This is a genomic window from Lysinibacillus sp. HST-98, from assembly GCF_016757845.1.
GTDB lineage: Bacteria > Bacillota > Bacilli > Bacillales_A > Planococcaceae > Lysinibacillus > Lysinibacillus capsici.
Window position 1 is genome coordinate 54,493 of the sequence record NZ_JAENHX010000010.1, and the last position, 20,221, is coordinate 74,713.

Annotated in this window: 19 protein-coding genes; 9 read left to right on the forward strand and 10 right to left on the reverse strand. The window is 40.0% G+C overall.

What is annotated here, in order from left to right:
* Positions 1 to 523: 523 nt before the first annotated feature.
* Positions 524 to 1,495 carry a peptidylprolyl isomerase gene (locus JIN86_RS19300; protein ID WP_202342643.1) on the reverse strand — a complete coding sequence of 324 codons (972 nt, stop codon included), beginning with the start codon at positions 1,493 to 1,495 and terminating at the stop codon, positions 524 to 526.
* A 143-nt stretch (positions 1,496 to 1,638) separates the two neighbouring features.
* On the opposite strand from JIN86_RS19300, the gene JIN86_RS19305 reads away from it, so the two are divergent.
* The gene (locus JIN86_RS19305) at positions 1,639 to 1,743 is read left to right on the forward strand and encodes a YjcZ family sporulation protein (protein ID WP_004230765.1); all 105 of its coding nucleotides are present in this window, start codon (positions 1,639 to 1,641) and stop codon (positions 1,741 to 1,743) included.
* Between the two features lie 246 nt (positions 1,744 to 1,989).
* Here JIN86_RS19305 and JIN86_RS24040 read toward each other — a convergent pair whose 3' ends face one another.
* The 6 genes from JIN86_RS24040 to JIN86_RS19330 form a co-directional block, all read right to left on the reverse strand.
* Complete coding sequence (locus tag JIN86_RS24040; RefSeq protein ID WP_008173337.1) at positions 1,990 to 2,175, reverse strand: hypothetical protein; 186 nt, start codon at positions 2,173 to 2,175, stop codon at positions 1,990 to 1,992.
* Between the two features lie 70 nt (positions 2,176 to 2,245).
* Positions 2,246 to 2,791, reverse strand: coding sequence for a DUF3267 domain-containing protein (locus JIN86_RS19310; protein ID WP_009373452.1), 546 nt, complete (start codon positions 2,789 to 2,791; stop codon positions 2,246 to 2,248).
* Between the two features lie 204 nt (positions 2,792 to 2,995).
* A complete protein-coding gene (locus JIN86_RS19315; RefSeq protein ID WP_004230760.1) occupies positions 2,996 to 3,556 on the reverse strand; it encodes an HTH-type transcriptional regulator Hpr in 561 nt (186 codons plus the stop codon).
* Positions 3,557 to 3,713: 157 nt separating this feature from the next.
* Positions 3,714 to 4,109 (reverse strand): YtxH domain-containing protein, encoded by a 396-nt coding sequence (locus JIN86_RS19320; RefSeq protein ID WP_004230758.1) that lies wholly within the window; start codon positions 4,107 to 4,109, stop codon positions 3,714 to 3,716.
* A 134-nt stretch (positions 4,110 to 4,243) separates the two neighbouring features.
* Complete coding sequence (locus JIN86_RS19325) at positions 4,244 to 4,780, reverse strand: tryptophan transporter (protein ID WP_009373456.1); 537 nt, start codon at positions 4,778 to 4,780, stop codon at positions 4,244 to 4,246.
* A gap of 148 nt (positions 4,781 to 4,928) precedes the next feature.
* Positions 4,929 to 5,342 carry an HIT family protein gene (locus JIN86_RS19330; RefSeq protein WP_202342644.1) on the reverse strand — a complete coding sequence of 138 codons (414 nt, stop codon included), beginning with the start codon at positions 5,340 to 5,342 and terminating at the stop codon, positions 4,929 to 4,931.
* A gap of 104 nt (positions 5,343 to 5,446) precedes the next feature.
* Between JIN86_RS19330 and JIN86_RS19335 the strand changes: the two genes are divergently transcribed.
* A complete protein-coding gene (locus JIN86_RS19335; protein WP_004230754.1) occupies positions 5,447 to 6,196 on the forward strand; it encodes an ABC transporter ATP-binding protein in 750 nt (249 codons plus the stop codon).
* Entirely contained in the window at positions 6,180 to 7,361 is a 1,182-nt protein-coding gene (locus tag JIN86_RS19340; RefSeq protein ID WP_202342645.1) for an ABC transporter permease, read from the forward strand. Before JIN86_RS19335 ends, JIN86_RS19340 begins: the two co-directional genes overlap by 17 nt.
* Positions 7,362 to 7,434: 73 nt before the next feature.
* On the opposite strand, the gene JIN86_RS19345 is transcribed toward JIN86_RS19340, so the two are convergent.
* Complete coding sequence (locus JIN86_RS19345; protein ID WP_202342646.1) at positions 7,435 to 7,944, reverse strand: antibiotic biosynthesis monooxygenase family protein; 510 nt, start codon at positions 7,942 to 7,944, stop codon at positions 7,435 to 7,437.
* A 233-nt stretch (positions 7,945 to 8,177) separates the two neighbouring features.
* Between JIN86_RS19345 and hemE the strand changes: the two genes are divergently transcribed.
* From hemE to hemY, 3 genes are all read left to right on the forward strand, one after another.
* The gene (hemE, locus tag JIN86_RS19350; protein WP_202342647.1) at positions 8,178 to 9,227 is read left to right on the forward strand and encodes a uroporphyrinogen decarboxylase; all 1,050 of its coding nucleotides are present in this window, start codon (positions 8,178 to 8,180) and stop codon (positions 9,225 to 9,227) included.
* Between the two features lie 155 nt (positions 9,228 to 9,382).
* On the forward strand, positions 9,383 to 10,303 hold the full coding sequence (hemH, locus tag JIN86_RS19355) for a ferrochelatase (protein WP_004230749.1): 921 nt from the start codon (positions 9,383 to 9,385) through the stop codon (positions 10,301 to 10,303).
* 14 nt (positions 10,304 to 10,317) lie between these two features.
* A complete protein-coding gene (hemY, locus tag JIN86_RS19360; RefSeq protein WP_009373464.1) occupies positions 10,318 to 11,739 on the forward strand; it encodes a protoporphyrinogen oxidase in 1,422 nt (473 codons plus the stop codon).
* 136 nt (positions 11,740 to 11,875) lie between these two features.
* On the opposite strand, the gene JIN86_RS19365 is transcribed toward hemY, so the two are convergent.
* Positions 11,876 to 15,733: a beta strand repeat-containing protein gene (locus JIN86_RS19365; RefSeq protein ID WP_202342648.1), complete on the reverse strand. Its 3,858-nt coding sequence runs from the start codon at positions 15,731 to 15,733 to the stop codon at positions 11,876 to 11,878.
* Positions 15,734 to 15,912: 179 nt separating this feature from the next.
* Entirely contained in the window at positions 15,913 to 16,998 is a 1,086-nt protein-coding gene (locus JIN86_RS19370) for a glycosyltransferase family 2 protein (RefSeq protein ID WP_202342649.1), read from the reverse strand.
* 183 nt (positions 16,999 to 17,181) lie between these two features.
* On the opposite strand from JIN86_RS19370, the gene JIN86_RS19375 reads away from it, so the two are divergent.
* From JIN86_RS19375 to JIN86_RS19385, 3 genes are read left to right on the forward strand one after another with little or no spacing between them, the layout of a single operon-like run.
* The gene (locus tag JIN86_RS19375; RefSeq protein WP_225340462.1) at positions 17,182 to 18,150 is read left to right on the forward strand and encodes a YncE family protein; all 969 of its coding nucleotides are present in this window, start codon (positions 17,182 to 17,184) and stop codon (positions 18,148 to 18,150) included.
* Complete coding sequence (locus JIN86_RS19380) at positions 18,150 to 18,833, forward strand: response regulator transcription factor (protein WP_004230448.1); 684 nt, start codon at positions 18,150 to 18,152, stop codon at positions 18,831 to 18,833. The genes JIN86_RS19375 and JIN86_RS19380 overlap by 1 nt, the downstream gene beginning before the upstream one ends.
* Positions 18,830 to 20,218 carry a sensor histidine kinase gene (locus JIN86_RS19385; RefSeq protein WP_202342650.1) on the forward strand — a complete coding sequence of 463 codons (1,389 nt, stop codon included), beginning with the start codon at positions 18,830 to 18,832 and terminating at the stop codon, positions 20,216 to 20,218. The genes JIN86_RS19380 and JIN86_RS19385 overlap by 4 nt, the downstream gene beginning before the upstream one ends.
* The last annotated feature ends 3 nt before the right edge of the window (positions 20,219 to 20,221 follow it).

The following is a 20,221-nucleotide window of genomic DNA, read 5'->3' on the forward strand; positions in this document are numbered from 1 at the left end:
AAAGTCAATAAAGAATACAAAGTTTTTTTACTAAAAATGGGATATTGATTCTGTTACATCTAGTTTCTGACATGGAAAAGTATATATTAACCAACAACAACTTTAATCGATAAATGAACTACTACAAAAATTTTCTATTGAAATGCCTTAGTCAAGATGAAAATAAGTCCGAATTGAATAACAGTAGGCAAAAGATCAAATGTCTGTACAAAATTTATTAAAGGAAATATTTAATATTAGGTAACTAAATAAGGTTACTTCTAATAGTAATGGGATGATGTGATTCAAAAAGCAAACAATTTAAAATAAGGATTTGTAGTATAATAATACTAATCATATGAAAATTTTAGTATATAATTAATGAAAAGGCTACCGAGAAAGTATAAATTTCTCAATAGCCCTAATTTCTAACATAAATATCTACTGCTATAAGCTTTATGGTTATTACTTTAGTTGTGTATAGCCAATGTCCCTTTAATAAAGGGGTTTGTTACATTAGATGTAAATATCAACAACAAAATTATTATTTAGATTCTTTGTCAGAATCTTCTTTTTTACCTTCAGAATCTTCTTCTTTAGCAGCTTGTTCTTCTGCTTTTTTAGCTGCTTCTTCAGCTGCCTTTGCTTGTTCTTCACTTGTTGTTGTGAAGAATTTTAGAGATTCTTTTAAATCTTTATCTGATGTTTTAATATCCATATCTTTTGCTAATTTTGCAACAATATCCTTTGCAACGATTTGATCAGTACCTGTTTGTTTTAATTTTCCGAACATCGTTTCAGTAATTTTTGCTTCTTCCTCTTTGAATGAGCCAATACCTTCTACATTACGTTTTTCTGTGATTTCAATGACATGATAGCCAAAGCTTGATTTTACTGGTTCACTTAATGTATTTAATTCAAGAGCATAAGCAGCATCATTAAATTCATCAACCATTGCACCAACAGAGAACCATCCAAGCTCGCCCCCTTTTTCAGCAGAACCTGTATCTATTGAATATTCTTTGGCTACATCTTCAAACTTAGCGCCACCTTTAATTTTTTCAATCACTTCTTTTGCAGTTGCTTCATCTGCAACTAAAATATGACGACCTTTTAGTTCAGTTTTCATTTGCTCATAGTATTTTTTTGTATCAAATGAATCCTTTATAGCTTTTTCTTGAAGAAGTTGAACACGTAAAGAATCTTTAAAACCTTCTTCTGTTAAGCCGCTTTCTGTGAGGGCTTGTACAAAGTTATCGCCAAATTGTGCAGCTGTTGTGTCATATGCTTCTTTTACTTCTTTATCTGTTACCTCATATTTATCAGCTAGTACTTTTTCAGTTAGCATTTGCTGTATTACATATGAGCCTGTTAAAGCTTTTGCCTTTTCATTAAAATCAGCTACTGAAATATCGCCCACTTTAGAAGTAACGATTGCTTTGCTATCTCCGCCGCTACAAGCACCAAGCGCTAATACAGACGCAGCTAAAGTTAAAGATAAAACTGTCTTTTTCATAGTGGATATTCTCTCCTAACATGGTTTCGTCCATTTTTTACTATAACATAAACGTTTTAAAAACAAAATGGTTCCCCCTTGAGTATTGCCTATATTTCAAATTTTGAAGCGCATAGGATATAGAAAAGAAAGGGGGTGAAGTTATGGGCAACGGAGGATACGGTGGCGGTGGCTACGGCTCAGGCTTTGCTTTATTAGTTGTGTTATTTATTTTATTAATTATCGTTGGTGCAGCGTTCCTATACTAATTAATAAAACAGCGAAAAGCTAAGAGCATCAACTCTTAGCTTTTCTTAACAATGTTAGACATTCGCGCCGCATGCCTTAGGTTCTAAACAATTTATTTGGTTAGTAAAAGTTGTTGCATGGGGGGCTCGACTTATCTTCGAGCGTGCGGACGGGCGCGGATGGTGCAACTGGTTTTTAAAAGGGCCTTTTCAAAAAAGCCCCAAAAAATTAGATTCCATTTCGCCGAGGCGTAATGGATTTTTCTGTTAAACTGCATATAAAATTTCAATGTAGAATGAGACAAGTAGGATAGTAATAAGTATATTTATAGTTCGGAATATTTTTGGTTGGTTTTCTTCGGGAATTTCACGTCGCATGCATAGAGCATATGTCATGCGGTTAATTTGAAATAAATAGAATACCGAGAATAGAACTACAATCATTAATAGCAAGTCTATTCCTCCCCTCTTTCAATAGTAATAGCATAACAAAGAACGTCAATAAAAAACAAGTACAAGCAATTTAGTGAACGGTCGGTGGAACTAAAATTTCATAGCCTTTAGGTGTTTCTTCTATTTGTGAATTTTTAGGTGAATTCAAGAGATACTTTACGTAAAGGATATCAATCAAGCATAGACTACAGTGATAGGCTAACAGCAATGTCCCATAATGGGTATAGGCTGGTAAAAGCCATGTTCCAACTATAATAATAGTATTTAGAACGATAAAAGGCGTAAGTAATGCTAAGATGTAACGATTTTTAGATAATGGCTCTCGAATTCGCATGTGTAAAACAGGAATTATATAAAACTGACTACGTAGACGTAATTTTAAATGTTGGCGTAAATCAAATAGGGCCACAAAATGCAAAAATTTGTGAATGGGATAAAGTGTTAGCACAGCTATCACAAAGAGCCAGAATAATCGATCTGTATAATGCTCTTCATTAAATAAATTAAACGTTACATAGGAAACAGAAAAGACCAATAAAAAAGTAATAACACCCATTATAATAATACGCGTAGTACCGTAATGATGTTCTAAATTTAAAATTTTCCAGCAATGCATGGTTTTTTATCAACTCCGAAATAGGAAGTGTCCTATTTAATGTAAATTGAATTATGTTAGAATGCAAGAAAAAGGAGGTACTTCAGAAATATTTCTGAAATACCTCCTTTCACATGACTCATTCCTGAATGAACAGTAGTATAACATTTTTGTTCAACTTATAAATAAGTGCAGGAACAATTATGTGCAGTTTGAAGCTTCGTCTTATCCTTTTACAGGTGTGCGTTCTTCTAGTGTGTCAAAGGAATCACGGAAATGTTGGAAAGAGCGTTCGAAAATATCGATGAAATCTTCACCATAGATATTACGAATAACAGCCATTACATCTAAAAAATCAGGAAAACGGCCATATAAATCTTTTAATGCTAATGATCCTTCCAGGACGGAATGATACGTATTATGGTAGTTTTTATTCATCTCTATAATGAGCTCTGTACCAGCTTCTGTAAGTTCAACATACGTATTACGTTTATCGTCATCACGTTTGGAAAACTTAAGAAAGCCACGTTCTTCTAATTTTTTGGAGAAATTAAATGCTGTAGAAACATGCATCACACCAAATTTCGCAACATCAGAAATGGAAGCGCCTTTTAAATGGTATGAAATCCATAAAATATGGTGTTCATTAATATTTAAATCATAAGGTTTAATCCATTGTTGCCAATCCTTTTCAACTGCTTTCCACAGCGCTTTTGATAACTGTGCGATTCTTTGACTATAAAGCATCGCTTCTTTTTGTGTATATAATTCCTCTGACAAAGCCATCACCTACTGCTTTCTTTCACATTTTTAAAAATATTATAGCAGTAAAGGAAAAAAGTTTAAAGTTAGAAAAATTAAAAAATTGGAAAGTGGCTAAAAAATGATATTATAGCAATATTTTTTAATAAAAAAATAGATTACCCAACCATTTACAAGGACTTTAGTCGCTAATTTTTTCTTGAGGTTTTTTCTTATTTTCTGTAATTTGTGCAATGTTTTTCTCGATTTCGCTTATCGAATTCTGTAAAGCATCTAATTCTTGTTGTAAATTATTTTTCGTTGGTTCGATTTCTTCAGTAAAAGTCGTAATTGTTTGCTTTAAATCATTTATTATTTGTGGGATATTATTTTTTACTTCATTTGTTAATGTATTAACAGATTGTTTAACAGTTCCTACTTGTTGTTTTACATCAAGGAGCATACCCTTTGTTTGGTCAACATTTTGTTTAACAGAAGCACGTAGCTGTTGTCCAGATTGTGGCGTTGAGAAAAGCACAGCGATTGTCCCACCGATAATTCCTGTAGCTAGTCCAAGTAAAAATGGTTTTGCTTTCATATTAGATACCTCATTTCTAGTCATGTTTATTTACTATTAAACCATGAAATGCACCAATACAAAAAGAAAAAAGAAACTAAACGAGTGATTTGACCGTCACAGTTTAGTTTCTTTTAATTATTTAAAGTGTTTATTTATGAAATTTGAGAAAGAGCTGTATTGAATTTAGAGCGCTTCACTAATTTTGAAACAATTGGATAAATAACGGCAAACGCAACAACGTTAAATACGACAGCTGGAAGGACAACGCCAATAAATAGCATCGCAAACGTCGCGCCAACATTTGCATTAAACACAAAAAGCGCTACTGCTAAGAAGACAGTTCCTGAAAGAATTGTTCCCAAGCCAACTAAGACAGCAGATACGGCGAAATGACCTGCCAGTTTTTTGAGAATGATTAAAGCAGCTAAAAATACAAAACCAGTAACAGCTTTATCAATAATATTTGGGACTAGACCTGCTGGGAATGTTGTAAATAAACCTGAAAGCACCCCTGTTGAAAGAGAAAGTAGGAACGTTTCTTTCACTGTTGGGAATAATAGAATACCAATAAACATCATGGTTAACATAAAATCAGGCTTCATCCCATTCACCATTCCTGGTGTAACCACATAAAGTGCAGCACCGACACCTACTAATAGTGCCATTAATACTAAATTCTTTGTATTCATTTGAATCTCTCCTCGACTAAGCTAATCTATTTGTCTCCTAACGTGTCCTCTTGACCGCTAGCGAAACTTATTTGTGATTGTACGCTAAATTTTAAAAATTTGCAATACAGTATTCTGAACATTCAGATGTTAATATATTACAAATGGCTTATAGATTGGCTTTAATACTTTCTGCTACTTCTGCCAACTGCTCTGGAGAGTACGTTTGTGTTTGCCAAATTAAGCCTAGCCCTTCTTTTTCATCGTAACGCGGAATAAAATGTAAGTGGTAGTGGAAAACAGTTTGTCCAGCAGCAGCTCCATTGTTATTAATGGTATTCAAACCAATAGGCTGAAATGCTGCTTTAATAGCATTTGCAATTTTTGGCGCTACAGCATATAAATTACGCGCCACTTCCTCTGGCATTTCAAATAGATCTTGGCAGTGATATTTTGGAATTAATAGTGTATGGCCCTTTGCAACAGGTGAAATGTCTGTGAATGCATAGACATGATCGTCTTCGTAAATTTTTGTACTTGGAATGGAACCATCAATAATTTTGCAAAATAGGCAATCGCTCATAAGAATTTCCCCCTTAACGTATATGTAAGTACATTCTATCATACTCAAACCTGTATCATTTGCTAATTTTTGATAAAATATAATACAAGAAGAGGAGTGAGAATATGTCAGTATTAGAGGTACAGCATGTGACAGGTGGTTATACAAGAAAACCTGTTATTAAAGATCTATCTTTTACGATTGGAAAAGGTGAACTAGTTGGCTTAATTGGCTTAAATGGAGCTGGTAAAAGTACAACGATTAAACATATTATAGGAACAATGTTGCCAAAGGAAGGTGACATTCGTCTAAATGGTGTAACATTAAAGGAAGATACGGACAAGTATCGTACAGCTTTTTCTTATATTCCTGAAACCCCTGTATTGTACGATGAGCTAACATTAAGAGAGCATTTAGAATTAACAGCAATGGCTTACGGTATTGACAAAGCAACACTCGATGCTCGTTCTGAGGTACTGTTAAAAGAGTTTCGAATGGAGAAAAGATTAAATTGGTTCCCTTCACATTTTTCGAAGGGAATGCGTCAAAAAGTTATGATTATGTGTGCCTTTTTAGTGAATCCAAGTCTATATATTATTGATGAACCTTTTGTGGGATTGGATCCACTAGGTATTCAATCGTTATTAGACCAAATGGATGAAAAGAAAAGAGAAGGCGCTTCTATATTAATGTCTACACATATTCTATCGACAGCTGAAAAGCATTGTGATCGCATTATCTTATTGCATGAAGGAAGAGTTCGAGCACAAGGAACAATGGCTGATTTACGTCAATCATTTGCTATGCCGAATGCGACATTAGATGACCTCTATATTGCTATGACAAAGGAGCGGGACCATGAAGAACTTGCGTGATGTATGGTCCTCTCGCTTCATGCATTATATAGGAGAAGTACAAAAATATATGCAATTTATTTTTACAGGGCATATAGCCATCGTACTTGTATTTTTAATAGGAGCAGGGGGCTATCAATATAGCGAATGGCTGAAAGTTGTTCAAACAGATTTTCCAGCAGAAGTCCTAATAGCTGTTATCATAGGGATTTTATTGGCCTTTAGCCGTCCGACTACATTGTTGAGAGAGCCAGATCAAGTATACTTATTACCTTTAGAATCAAAAATGTCTTTGTACTTCAGCAAGGCGTTGGCTTGGACGTTTTGGTCTCAAGTGTGGATTGTAGCGATTGTCTATATTGTTAGTATCCCATTATTAAAGGCCGTGACTGAATTAACAACGATCGAAATATGGACAATATTTTTACTTACTATTGTGTTGAAATATCTAAGTGTTCGAGGAGAATTCAGCTATCGTTATAGTGAACGAGGGCAGATGGTTTGGGTAGATAGGCTTATCCGAGCTGTCATTTTTGCGGCTGCTGTTTATATGGGGCTCCATGCGCAGTTGTTATTAGCAGTAATCGCGACAGTTATTAGTGTTGTTTATATGATGGTCTTTAATAAAAAATCAGTTGGCGAACCAGTGCCGTATGAGCATTTTGTCAAGCTTGAACAGAATCGTATGATGAGCTTCTATCGTTTTGCAAATTATTTTACAGACGTACCTCATTTACACGGTAGCATTCGGCGTCGAAGCTGGATGGACTGGATCTATAAATTTGTACCATACGGTCAGGGAAATGCTCAAAAGTACCTGGTATTTCGTACCTTTATTCGGACAGATGACCATTTCTATTTATGGGTACGCCTTACTGCTATATCAGCAATCATAGCGGCATTTGTAGATATTCCTGTCGTTACATGGATTGTAGCGGGTGCACTCAGCTTTGCGACAACTATTCAGTTAAAACAAGCTCTGTTAGCCAGTGGCGAATTTCGAATGGACATGCTCTATCCGTTACCAGATCATGCTCGTCAACTAGCCGTGAAGCAAATTGTGCGTTTAGCCATGATTACACAAGCTATTGTTGTGGGCTTATGTGCTATGACACAACCAATGTTTTATATTGCCTTCATCATTGTTATGGTGATTAGTGAATTAACGTCGAAGGTTTCAAAGTAGAATAAAATACTAAAAAGCTCATTTACCAATGATATTGTTGGATAAATGAGCTTTTAATTATTTAAACTTATTGTTAATCTTCTTTCGGTAGAGCACTATAGGTTGTTACATAAGAAGCTGCTGAGAAGATGTTTTGCTGGCGTATCCCAGTTGAATCATCTCTTCTAGCATGTGCAGTTTCATAGGCTTTAGAACTCTTCCATGCCTCAAATGAATGGGGTCCATGCCACTGAGTCATGACAATGTAAGTATCACTCTTGATAGGCCTTAATAAACGGAAGGCAACAAAACCAGGCTCGTTTTCAATAGCGCGTGAACGTTCTAAAAAGCGATGCTCGAAAACTGGTCTTCCTTCATCTGTTACAGGAATATTATTGAAAACAAAGAAACCATGTTCCTCTAAATCATTTACTGAATCTAGCACTTCAAATTTACGGGGTGTCGCAAATAATGTTTTTCCTTCTGTTTCATGTATCAGTACAGAGTTACCTTCGCCATGAATTAAAATCATATGTTCATTAGGATACTTATTTTTTACCTGTTCCAAAAAATCGCCAGTACCAGAAGTTAAATAAATATGCATGAATTTATCCTCCTTATGAATCTTACTAATATAGCGTGATTATACCCTTTCTGGCGTAAGTCTAACGCTCCGTTCAAAAAGAATATGCCGAGAAAGAACAATTTTATGACATTTCACTAGGAAAACTATACAATAACAGAGGAAGCGTTTACTATTGGAAACGGATATCAATAATAAAGGAATAAACATGCGATTTTTTATAGTAATAATTTATTGAGGGGAAGGAACTATTCATGACAACTTTTAATGATACACTTCTACGTGCTGCACGTGGAGAAAGGATCGCTCATACACCAGTTTGGTATATGCGTCAGGCAGGACGTTCTCAGCCAGAATACCGTGCCATTAAAGAAAAGTATTCCTTAGAGGAAATTACACATCAACCTGAGCTATGTGCGTATGTCACTCGTCTACCTGTAGAAAATTACAATGTAGATGCTGCTATTTTATATAAAGATATTGTCACACCTCTCCCTGGAATTGGGATAGATGTGAAAATCAAGGCAGGTGTTGGTCCTGTTATTTCAAATCCTATTCGTTCAGTAGCGGATGTAGAAAAATTAGGTGAATTCAATGCTAAAGAGCATACACCATTTGTATTAGAGACAATCAAGTTACTTGCAGAAGAGCAATTAAATGTACCTCTAATCGGTTTTGCTGGAGCCCCATTCACACTTGCAAGCTACATGATTGAAGGTGGACCTTCAAGAAACTATAATAAAACAAAATCATTTATGGTATCAGAACCTCAAGCTTGGTTTGCTTTAATGGATAAACTTGCTGACATGATTATTGCAGATGTAACGGCTCAAATTAAAGCTGGTGCAAAAGCTATCCAAGTATTCGACTCATGGGTTGGAGCCCTAAATGTAGAGGATTACCGAGTATTTATTAAACCGATTATGACTCGTATTTTTGCAGAGTTGCAAAAAGAAAATGTACCATTAATTCAATTTGGAGTGGGTGCTAGCCATTTAGTAAAAGAATGGAATGATTTACCAATTGATGTGGTGGGCTTAGATTGGCGTTTACCGATTAAAGACGCACGTGCCAATGGTATTACCAAGCCTGTACAAGGAAACTTAGATCCATCTCTATTACTTGCAGATTGGTCAGTTATTGAAAAACGAACGAAAGATATTATTGATCAAGGTCTAGAAATGCCAGGTCATATCTTTAATCTTGGTCATGGTGTTTTCCCAGAGGTTGACCCAGATGTCTTAAAACGTCTTACAAAGCTTATTCATGAATATAGTGCTCAACAAATTCAAGCTCGTTCTTAATGGAAGACAATCAGGCGTAAATAATATGACCTTTTCTATATAGGAAATTTTAATTTCAATGTAGAAAAGGGGCTGTCCAACAAGCCAGATTGGGCAGCTTCTTTTTATCACATAATGTATGAAAACATAAAACAATTTTAGAGGTGAAAAGGGTAATGAAAGAAGTTAAAGGCTTATTAGTAATGGCATACGGCACACCTTATAAAGAAGAAGATATTGAACCTTACTATACGCATATTCGTCATGGACGTAAACCTTCTGCAGAGCATTTAGAAGATTTACGTAGCCGCTATGAAGCAATCGGTGGTTTATCCCCATTAGCTGCGGCAACACAAGCACAAGCTGAAGCATTATGTACACGTTTGAACGAAGTACAGGATGCTGTCGAATATAAATTGTTTATTGGTTTAAAACATATTCAGCCATTTATAGAAGATGCAGTAGAGCAAATGGTGGCGGAGGGCATAAAAGAAGCGGTTTCTATTGTTTTAGCTCCTCATTTTTCTACTTTCTCAATTAAGTCTTATAATGGTCGTGCTGAAGAGGCTGCAGGAGGTCGCTTAAAGATAACTTCTGTGGAATCTTGGTATGACGAGCCAAAATTTATAGAGTACTGGAAACAACAAGTGAATGAGACATTCAATGCAATGACAGAAGAAGAACGTGAGACAGCTTGTCTAATTGTATCTGCACATTCATTGCCTGAAAAAATTAAAAACTTAGGTGATCCATATGAAGATCAACTAATTGAAACAGCTCGTCTTATTCAAGCTGCGACTGGTTTAAAAAATGTAGAGGTTGGCTGGCAATCAGCAGGCCAAACCCCAGAGCCTTGGATTGGTCCAGATGTTCAAGACTTAACACGTGAGCTATTCGAAGAAAAAGGCTTCCGTTCATTTGTCTATACACCAGTAGGTTTCGTAACTGAGCATTTAGAAGTGTTGTATGACAACGATTATGAATGTAAAGTTGTTTGTGATGAACTTGGTGCAAAATACTATCGTCCAGCGATGCCAAATACACATCCTTTATTTATTGATGCTATGGTAGAGGCGATTCATAAAAAATTAAGCTAAGCGAAAAGAAAGTGATGATGTTGGTGACTCAGAAAAGACGAAAGGTAGTTGTCATAGGCGGTGGCATTACAGGCCTTACAGCTGCATTCTATATGCAAAAAGAAGCAAGCGCAAAAGAATTGCCATTAGATATCGTACTTGTCGAGTCGTCATTACGTCTTGGCGGAAAAATTCAAACTCTAAGAAAAGATGGATTCATTATTGAGCGTGGGCCAGAATCTTTTTTTGATCGTGAAAACTATGTCAATGCTTTAGCGAAGGATCTCGGGATCGAACAGAAACTATTAACAAGTAATGCGGGCCCAAACTATGTTGCTGTTGGTAGTCAGTTATATCCAATACCTAGTCATCTCCTATCTGGAGAGACACCACATATCTCTTCATTCATAACTTCAGGCTTGTTCTCACTTAGTGGTAAAGTTCGTGCGGCGGGGGACTTTTTCATTCCTCGTTCTACACAGGATGACGATCAACCATTAGGCGCTTTTTTTAGAAGAAGATTTGGTGCAGAGATTGTGGAAAATCTAGTAGAGCCCCTACTAGCGGGTACATTTGCAGGGGATATTGAGCAGTTAAGTATGAGTTCAACCTTCCCACAGCTTTATAGTTTAGAACAACAATATCGTAGTTTGCTGATTGGTATGAAGAAGTCAGGCACGAATTTCTTAAGCAATCATCACATAGCTGAAAATAAAGGTATCTTTCAAACCTTTAGCAATGGCCTTGAAACACTCATCGAAAGTATTGAAGGATCCCTACTTCCAGGGACAGTGATGAAGGGTGTCAAAGTAGAGGAAATAGAGCATGGCAAGGATGGTTCAGTTCAGGTGATGCTCAATAATTTTTCGCATATTAAAGCAGATGCTGTTATTATTGCTACCCCTTTTAATATGGCTGAAAAAATGTTTAGTAAGTTAAGTCTATTACATGAATTGGGCACTATGAAGGCTGCAACTATTGCAACCGTTACAATGGCCTTTAAAAAGGAACAACTCGGTGATTTAGATGCACTTTCTTTTTATGTCTCTCGAAATAGTGATTTTTCAATTACTTCTTGCACTTGGATGAATCGAAAGTGGCCAGGTACTTCACCAGAGGATTATGTATTATTACGTAGTTATATTGGTCGAGTGGGCGACGAAGCAATTGTGGCGTTATCGGATACAGAGATCGAAAAAACCGTGCTACAGGATTTACAGAAAACGATTGGTATCGATGGCGCACCGATCACAACTGTTGTAACACGTTGGAAAAATGCGATGCCACAATATACAGTTGGGCACGAGGCGAAAGTCCTTCGTATCAAGCAAGAATTACAAGAACATTTTCCAACTGTAAAGCTTGCAGGAAGCTCGTTTGAAGGAATATCGATTCCAGAATGTGTACAGCAAGGTAAAAAGGTTGCGAATGAAGTATTAATGGAAATGTTCAAGTAATGCAAATCAGATAGTACAAACATTTATTATCAATGTTTGTACTATTTTTTATTGTTACATGAAAAAGAAATAGCAAACCACTATTATTTGGTTTGCTATTTTACTAAGAACTGTATTGCTTATTAAAGTACTAACTCTAAGAAATTCGATGACATGACCAAACAATACCACCAGAGTTAGCGCCGCCGAGTGTAAGAGAAACAGTCAATCCATTGGCTTCATAGAACAAATCGATCGTATCTCCAGCATTTAAATTCACTTCTCCTGCTAAAGTGATTGTGCCATTTCCAAGAACTGCGCGTAAAGTTAATACAAGTGCCACATTGACGTTTAGTACAGGGAACAAGCCACTAATTAAATTTGTAGTAGCATTTTGTCTAATTGCAAATGAAGGGTTTATTCCCGCTCCTAAAGTAACGCTAATAGCCGCAGTAGTGGAGTAGTTAATGGTTGCTTCAAAGGAATACCTACCTGTAGTTGGTACAGTGAATATACCAGTTGTTGGATTGAAAGCAGGTGTTGTAAAGTATGGTGAAGCAACACTCCAGTTAGTGATTGAAGTAGATCCACTAACCGCCAACGTGTTTTTAAAGGCAGAGAATCCTTCAGTAAACGCAGGCCCAGTAGCACCCGTAGTGCCAGTTATACCAGTAGGTCCGATTGCCCCAGTAGCGCCAGTAGCCCCAGTTACTCCAGTAGCGCCGGTAGGTCCGATTGCACCAGTCACGCCAGTAACGCCGGTAACCCCAGTAACCCCGGTAGTGCCAGTAGCGCCAGTAACGCCCGTAGAACCAGCAACACCGGTAGCCCCAGTTACTCCAGTAGCGCCAGTAGGTCCGATTGCACCAGTAACCCCAGTAGTGCCAATAGCGCCGGTTACTCCAGTAGCGCCGGTTACTCCAGTAGCGCCGGTTACTCCAGTAACCCCAGTTACTCCAGTAGGTCCGATTGCACCAGTAACGCCAGTAGCACCGGTAGCCCCAGTAACGCCAGTAGCGCCAGTAGCCCCAGTAGCCCCAGTAACCCCAGTAACCCCAGTTACCCCAGTAGTGCCAGTCACGCCGGTAGCGCCAGTAACGCCAGTAGCGCCCGTAGAACCAGCAACACCGGTAGCGCCAGTAACGCCAGTAGTGCCAGTAGGTCCGATTGCCCCAGTAGCGCCAGTAGCGCCAGTTACTCCAGTAGCGCCAGTAACGCCGGTAGCGCCAGTAACGCCAGTAACGCCAGTAACCCCAGTAACGCCAGTAACCCCAGTAACCCCAGTAACCCCAGTAACGCCAGTAACGCCAGTAACGCCAGTAGCGCCGGTTACGCCAGTAGCGCCGGTTACTCCAGTAACGCCGGTAGCCCCAGTAACCCCAGTAACGCCAGTAACCCCAGTAACGCCAGTAGCGCCGGTTACGCCAGTAGCGCCGGTTACGCCAGTAACGCCGGTAGCCCCAGTAACGCCAGTAACCCCAGTAGTGCCAGTAGTGCCAGTAGCGCCCGTAGAACCAGCAACACCGGTAGCCCCAGTAGCGCCGGTAGCCCCAGTAACGCCAGTAGTGCCAGTAGGTCCGATTGCGCCAGTAGCCCCAGTAACGCCAGTAGCGCCCGTAGAACCAGCAACACCGGTAGCCCCAGTAACCCCAGTAGTGCCAATAGCGCCGGTTACTCCAGTAGCGCCGGTTACTCCAGTAACGCCAGTAATGCCAGTAGGTCCGATTGCACCAGTAACGCCAGTAGCACCGGTAGCCCCAGTAACGCCAGTAGCCCCAGTAACGCCAGTAGGTCCGATTGCCCCAGTAACGCCGGTAGCGCCAGTAGCGCCCGTAGAACCATCAACACCGGTAGCGCCAGTAGGTCCGATTGCCCCAGTAACGCCAGTAGCGCCGGTTACGCCAGTAGCGCCGGTAGCCCCAGTAACGCCAGTAGTGCCAGTAACGCCAGTAGGTCCGATTGCCCCAGTAACGCCGGTAGCGCCAGTAGCGCCCGTAGAACCATCAACACCGGTAGCGCCAGTAACGCCGGTAGCGCCAGTAGCGCCCGTAGAACCATCAACACCGGTAGCGCCAGTAACGCCGGTAGCGCCAGTAGGTCCGATTGCCCCAGTAACGCCAGTAGCGCCGGTAGCCCCAGTAACCCCAGTAACCCCAGTAACGCCAGTAGAGCCAGTAGCGCCAGTAACGCCCGTAGAACCAGCAACCCCGGTAGCGCCAGTAACGCCAGTAGCGCCAGTAGGTCCGATTGCGCCAGTAGCGCCAGTTACGCCAGTAGAGCCAGTAGGTCCGATTGCGCCGGTAGCGCCAGTAGCCCCAGTAAGGCCAGTAGGTCCAATTGCGCCAGTAACGCCAGTAGCGCCGGTAGCGCCCGTAGAACCAGCAACGCCAGTAGCCCCGGTCACTCCAGTCACGCCAGTAGCGCCAGTAGGTCCGATTGCGCCAGTAGCGCCGGTAGCCCCAGTAAGGCCAGTAGCGCCAGTAGGTCCGATTGCGCCAGTAACGCCAGTAGGCCCAGTCTCACCCGTAGAACCAGTAACGCCAGTAGCGCCGGTAGCCCCCGTAGAACCAGCAACGCCAGTAGCCCCGGTCACTCCAGTCACGCCAGTAGCGCCGGTAGGCCCAGTCTCACCCGTAGAACCAGTAACGCCGATAGCCCCAGTTACTCCAGTAGCGCCAGTAGGTCCGATTGCACCAGTAAAGCCGGTAGCCCCAGTAACGCCAGTAGTGCCAGTAGCGCCGGTTACTCCAGTAGCGCCGGTTACTCCAGTAAAGCCGGTAGCCCCAGTAGCGCCGGTAGCCCCAGTAACCCCAGTAGTGCCAGTAGCGCCGGTTACTCCAGTAACGCCAGTAGTGCCAGTAGCGCCGGTTACTCCAGTAACGCCAGTAGCGCCAGTAGGTCCGATTGCACCAGTAAAGCCGGTAGCCCCAGTAACGCCAGTAGTGCCAGTAGCGCCGGTTACTCCAGTAAAGCCGGTTACTCCAGTAAAGCCGGTAGCCCCAGTAACCCCAGTAGTGCCAGTAGCGCCGTTTACTCCAGTAACGCCAGTAGTGCCAGTAGCGCCGGTTACTCCAGTAACGCCAGTAGCGCCGGTAACCCCAGTAACCCCGGTAGCGCCAGTAGCGCCGGTAGCCCCAGTAAGGCCAGTAGAGCCAGTAGGTCCGATTGCGCCAGTAACGCCAGTAGGCCCAGTCTCACCCGTAGAACCAGTAACGCCAGTAGCGCCGGTAGCCCCCGTAGAACCAGCAACGCCGGTAGCCCCCGTAGAACCAGCAACGCCAGTAGCCCCGGTAGGCCCAGTCTCACCCGTAGAACCAGTAACGCCGATAGCCCCAGTAACCCCAGTAACCCCAGTAGTACCAGTAGGTCCGATTGCGCCAGTAACGCCAGTAGCACCGGTAGTCCCAGTAACCCCAGTAACCCCAGTAACCCCAGTTACTCCAGTAGGTCCGATTGCGCCGGTAGCGCCAGTAACGCCAGTAGTGCCAGTAGCGCCGGTTACTCCAGTAAAGCCGGTAGCCCCAGTAGCGCCGGTAGCCCCAGTAACCCCAGTTACTCCAGTAGGTCCGATTGCCCCAGTAAAGCCGGTAGCCCCAGTAACGCCAGTAACGCCAGTAGTGCCAGTAGCCCCAGTTACACCAGCAACGCCAGTAGCCCCGGTCACTCCAGTAACGCCAGTCACGCCAGTAGCGCCAGTAGCGCCAGTAGCGCCAGTCACGCCAGTAGCACCGATAGCCCCAGTAACCCCAGTAGTGCCAGTAGCGCCGGTAGCCCCAGTTACCCCAGTAGTGCCAGTAGGTCCGATTGCGCCAGTAGCCCCGGTTACACCCGTAGAACCAGTCACGCCAGTAGCGCCAGTCATACCGGTACTACCAGTAGGTCCAGTTATTCCCCCAGTCGGTCCAGTAGGTTTTACTGGCCAAATTGGACAACTTGGAATAGGACCAGTTTTACAACAACAGGGAAATGAATGACACTTACTGCAGACTCTATCTATAAAATTTCCAAAATGCATAATCTCACCTCCTCTCTCAAATATCGTATTCTGAGGAAGGAGAGGAGAGGTAGACACATAACTATTAATTCCTTGTAAATAGAGAGTTATTTATAGATTCGTTGCAACTGTATTTAAGATAATTGGATGTTTATCCTGTGAATATGAGTGAAACTTTTTCGATGGTGATTGATATTTATTTAAGAGTCATTTTGTTTGATTGTTAAAATACGCTTGAAATATTCTTTATTGTGTAGAATTTTGGGGTCATTCGGCATAAACGAGCCTGCTAATTCATTATGGGCATTGGCTAGTTCATATTGTTGTAAGCGATCGTAAAGAACACAGAGCTGCAAGTGGGGTAGCCATGTAGAAAAGCTTTTGTTTTGAAAGGGGGCATTTGGCTTCTGTTTAATAACCAGAGCTTGCTCATACCAAAATATAGCTTCGTAATTTCTGGATTGTTCCATAAAGTGATAACCTAGGCGACAGCAGGCTTCTGGGCGGGGGATATCATATTCAAAGCTTCGTATAATAGCACTGAAATTGTTTTCTTTATCGTTTAAATGAGAATAGCAATCTGCTAATTTTAAGCAGGCACGAATGTTATCTTCAATCCATCCTAATTTGGACGTTAAAAATAATTCATAATAATAAATAGCTTCCTCAAACAGGCCATGATCTACTAATTCATTAGCAAAATAAAATGTATCACGTGGTGATAGTGTTTCTCCCGTTTCAATCAGTTGTCTATAAATCGTAATATTGCGGGAGTGATCATGGGTTAACGGTAAATGGCTAACAGCAACATCACTATCAAACAACATACCACTCACTTCTAAATATTCATGAACTGCACCAATCCATTGAAACTGCTTTTCCCTTCTGACAAGGCGATATCTTCTTATTAATGCATCTGCGTTTCCCTCATGATCGAAACTTAAATGATAATTCATAGAAACAGCATCAATGTCGGAAGTAAGAGATGCTTTGAGTGCCTTTAATTTTTGGCGGTCTTCCTCTAAAAAAACATCGTCAGCATCAAGCCAGAGGATATATTCTTTTGTTGCTTGTTGAAAGGAAAAGTTTCGTGCTGCTGCAAAGTGATGTATCCATGTAAAATCAAAAATTCGGTCTGTATATTGTGCAACTACTTGCTTTGTACTATCTGTTGATCCCGTATCAACAATATTAATTTCATCTACTATATCTTTGACAGACTCAAGACATCGACCAATAACATCTTCTTCATTTTTTACAATCATACATAAGCTAATGGATATCATACTCTATTCCTCCTTACCATTATCTTTGTAATATATGTAAGGACGGAATTATTGGTTGGATGATTGAACTGTTAGAAGAATTGCGAGTTAGATATGTGAAATGTATTTTCATGGTTTGTCATAAATTTACCTTCCAAGTTTCACCCGAATTTCACAATTGTGAAGTATAGTAAAGGGGCAGAGGTGATAAAGTTGAAAAAATGGGCATTCTTCATTTTTTCGTTACTACAAATTATATGGTTAGCGGGTTGCGCTGAAAAGTCATATGAACCCATTGAAAGGGAACGAAGTTTTATAGCTTCATTAAACATACAAGAGCCATCATTAGATTTTATTGATGAGGATGGGAATATGCTTGCGACATGGTTATTTGATAAGGCTTATTCAGGGGCCATACTATTAGGAGATGACCAAGTTTTATTATATGGACACCAATTAAATAACATCGATGTCTATACAATATCCACCGGAGAAAAGCTCTATTCAAAAAAAGTAGAGATTGGTACGACCAATGTATACTACGATGACAACATCAAGCAATTTTTTATCACGAATAGTAAAACCAATACAGTGACAAGCTTTGATCAAGAAGGCAATCAGCTAGCTTCACAACAACTTGGCAATTATCCAATGTCAATGACATCGTATAGGGATAAACTATATGTAATTAATTTTAAAGATACAAAGTTATCTGTGTTAAATATAAAGGATTTAACGATTGAGCAAGAGTGGCCAATTCAAAAATCTGCTCATGGAATAGCTGTTCTAGAAGAAACACATGAGCTATGGGTAGGCGGTCATGGGGAAGGAAGTAAGCCAAATAGTTCTGTTAAAAAATATGATTTGACTACAGGTCAACTGCATGGCGAGATTGACATGCCTTTGATGCCAGTAGGATTAAAAAAGACCAAAGATGCCGTTCTTGTGGTAAGTCATGGTCACAACGAGTTATATGTGGCTGACTTTGATGGCCATATTAAATGGCAGCAAGAGGTTGGGGCAAATCCCTTTGTAGTGGATCAATTTAAAGATTATATTGTTGTCGCTGGCTATGATGATCACACATTGTACTTTATAAAAGATGGCCAGAAGGAAAAAACAGTTGATGTAGGGAAAGGTGCTTTTCAGCTGTTAGTAAGGGAGGAACAATGATGACAACTGTATTAATAGTTGATGATGAGCAGGATATGCGTAATTTAATTGAAATGATGCTCAATAACTCTGATATAGAGACATTTACTGCCGCTAGTGGAACTGAGGCTTACGACGTAATAGTGCGTGAAAATATAGATTTAGTATTACTTGATGTAATGATGCCACATGAGGATGGTTTTGTTGTTTGTCAAAGTATTCGGGCTATGTCCAATGTGCCGATTATTTTTTTAACTGCACGTGATGCGAATGAGGATAAAGTGAAAGGTCTTACACTTGGCGGAGATGATTACATTGTTAAGCCTTTTACACATGATGAACTCGTAGCCAGAATTTATGCTGTATTAAGACGGAGTGGTGCAAATATTACAGAACTGCAGCAAAAGTACGTAATTTTTGGCTCTATTAAAATAGATGAAATAGCACGAAAAGTATCTGTTGATGGAAAGAGCATTCCACTTACTTTAAAGGAATTTGAACTCTTACACTTATTTATGAAAAATCCAGGAAATGCCTATTCGAGAGAGCAATTATTAGAACGTATTTGGGATATTGATTATGTAGGTGGGACACGCACGGTAGATACACATATTAAAACTTTACGAATAAAGCTTGGAAAGGATGCGGCTTCGCATATTCAAACCGTTTGGGGTGTGGGCTACCGCTTTGATCCTGGCGAATGAAAAAAATTGCCACGCGCATTTGGTTGTTAATTTTTGCTTTTTTAATTATTACCGTCGTCTTTATGTATGTTCTCACAAATTTTTTATATCAACGTTTATATGTACAAGATACAGAAGATACAATGGTCGAAGTTGGTTTGAAGCTACAAACAATGTATGACAATGGTAAGGTAACGGATGAATTTATTGCAGATATTGAAGAATTTAATGATTATTCCAATTTGAATATATTTGCGGTAAGGAATCCTCGTGAATTAAGTGCCTGTGTTCCATTTGATATCGATTATGAGACATTGATTGGTCCTGAGGAAAGACAAAAATTATTAGCAGGAAAATATGTGCAAAAAATTGGGTACGAGCCTCGTTTTGATCGACAACTTATTTCGGTGGTTGTACCACTTGTTGATCAAAACCGATTAGAAGGTATTATTTATATTTATTTCCCACTTGCCAAAATTAGTGAATTGGCAAATAGTGGCGTTATTTTATTATTTATTAGTGCCTTCATATTTTTAGTAGTTGTTAGCTATTTAATTTATAAAGGTATTCGACATATTATGCGACCATTAAACGATTTACAGCTTGCAGTAGAGCAGATGTCCTATGGGAATTATGACACTCGTGTACCTGTCAATTCACGAGATGAAATCGGTAAATTATCTAGTACCTTTAATAAGATGGCAGAGGCAATTCAGCAAGAGGATGAAGCACAAAAAACATTCTTAGCAACAGTCTCGCATGAATTACGAACACCCATTAGCTATGTAAAGGGCTATAGCGAAGCCATGCAAAATGGCATCATCACAGAAGGTCAAAAAGAAGAAACCATCCAGCTAATCGTCCGTGAGGCCAATCGCATGGAACGCTTAACAAACGAATTACTTCAACTGGCAAGAACAGAAAATGAACAAACTGAAATCGATTTATATCCAATTCCGTTAGGTGAAACATTACGAGAGGTTCAAAAAATCTTAACGCATCAAGCAAATAAAAAGAACATAACTTTATATTTAGATGTAGATGATGCTCTAATTATTGAAGCGGATGAGGTAAAATTAAAACAAATTTTTATTAACATTATTGAAAATGCGATTAATTACTCTCATGAAAATTCTAAGGTGGAAATTGTTGCTGCTGAAAAGGCTGGTAGTGCACAAATTACCATTAGGGATTATGGAATTGGTATTCCTGCCGAGGATTTAACTCATGTCACTGAACGATTTTATCGTGTTAACAAAGCTCGAAGTCGTGCGGACGGTGGTAGCGGACTAGGTTTATCGATTGTTGAACAGTTATTAAAACAGTTACAGGGAACGTTGGAAATTGAAAGTGTTGTTGAAAAAGGCACAACCGTGAAGATACGGTTGCCATTAATGGAGGATTAAAAG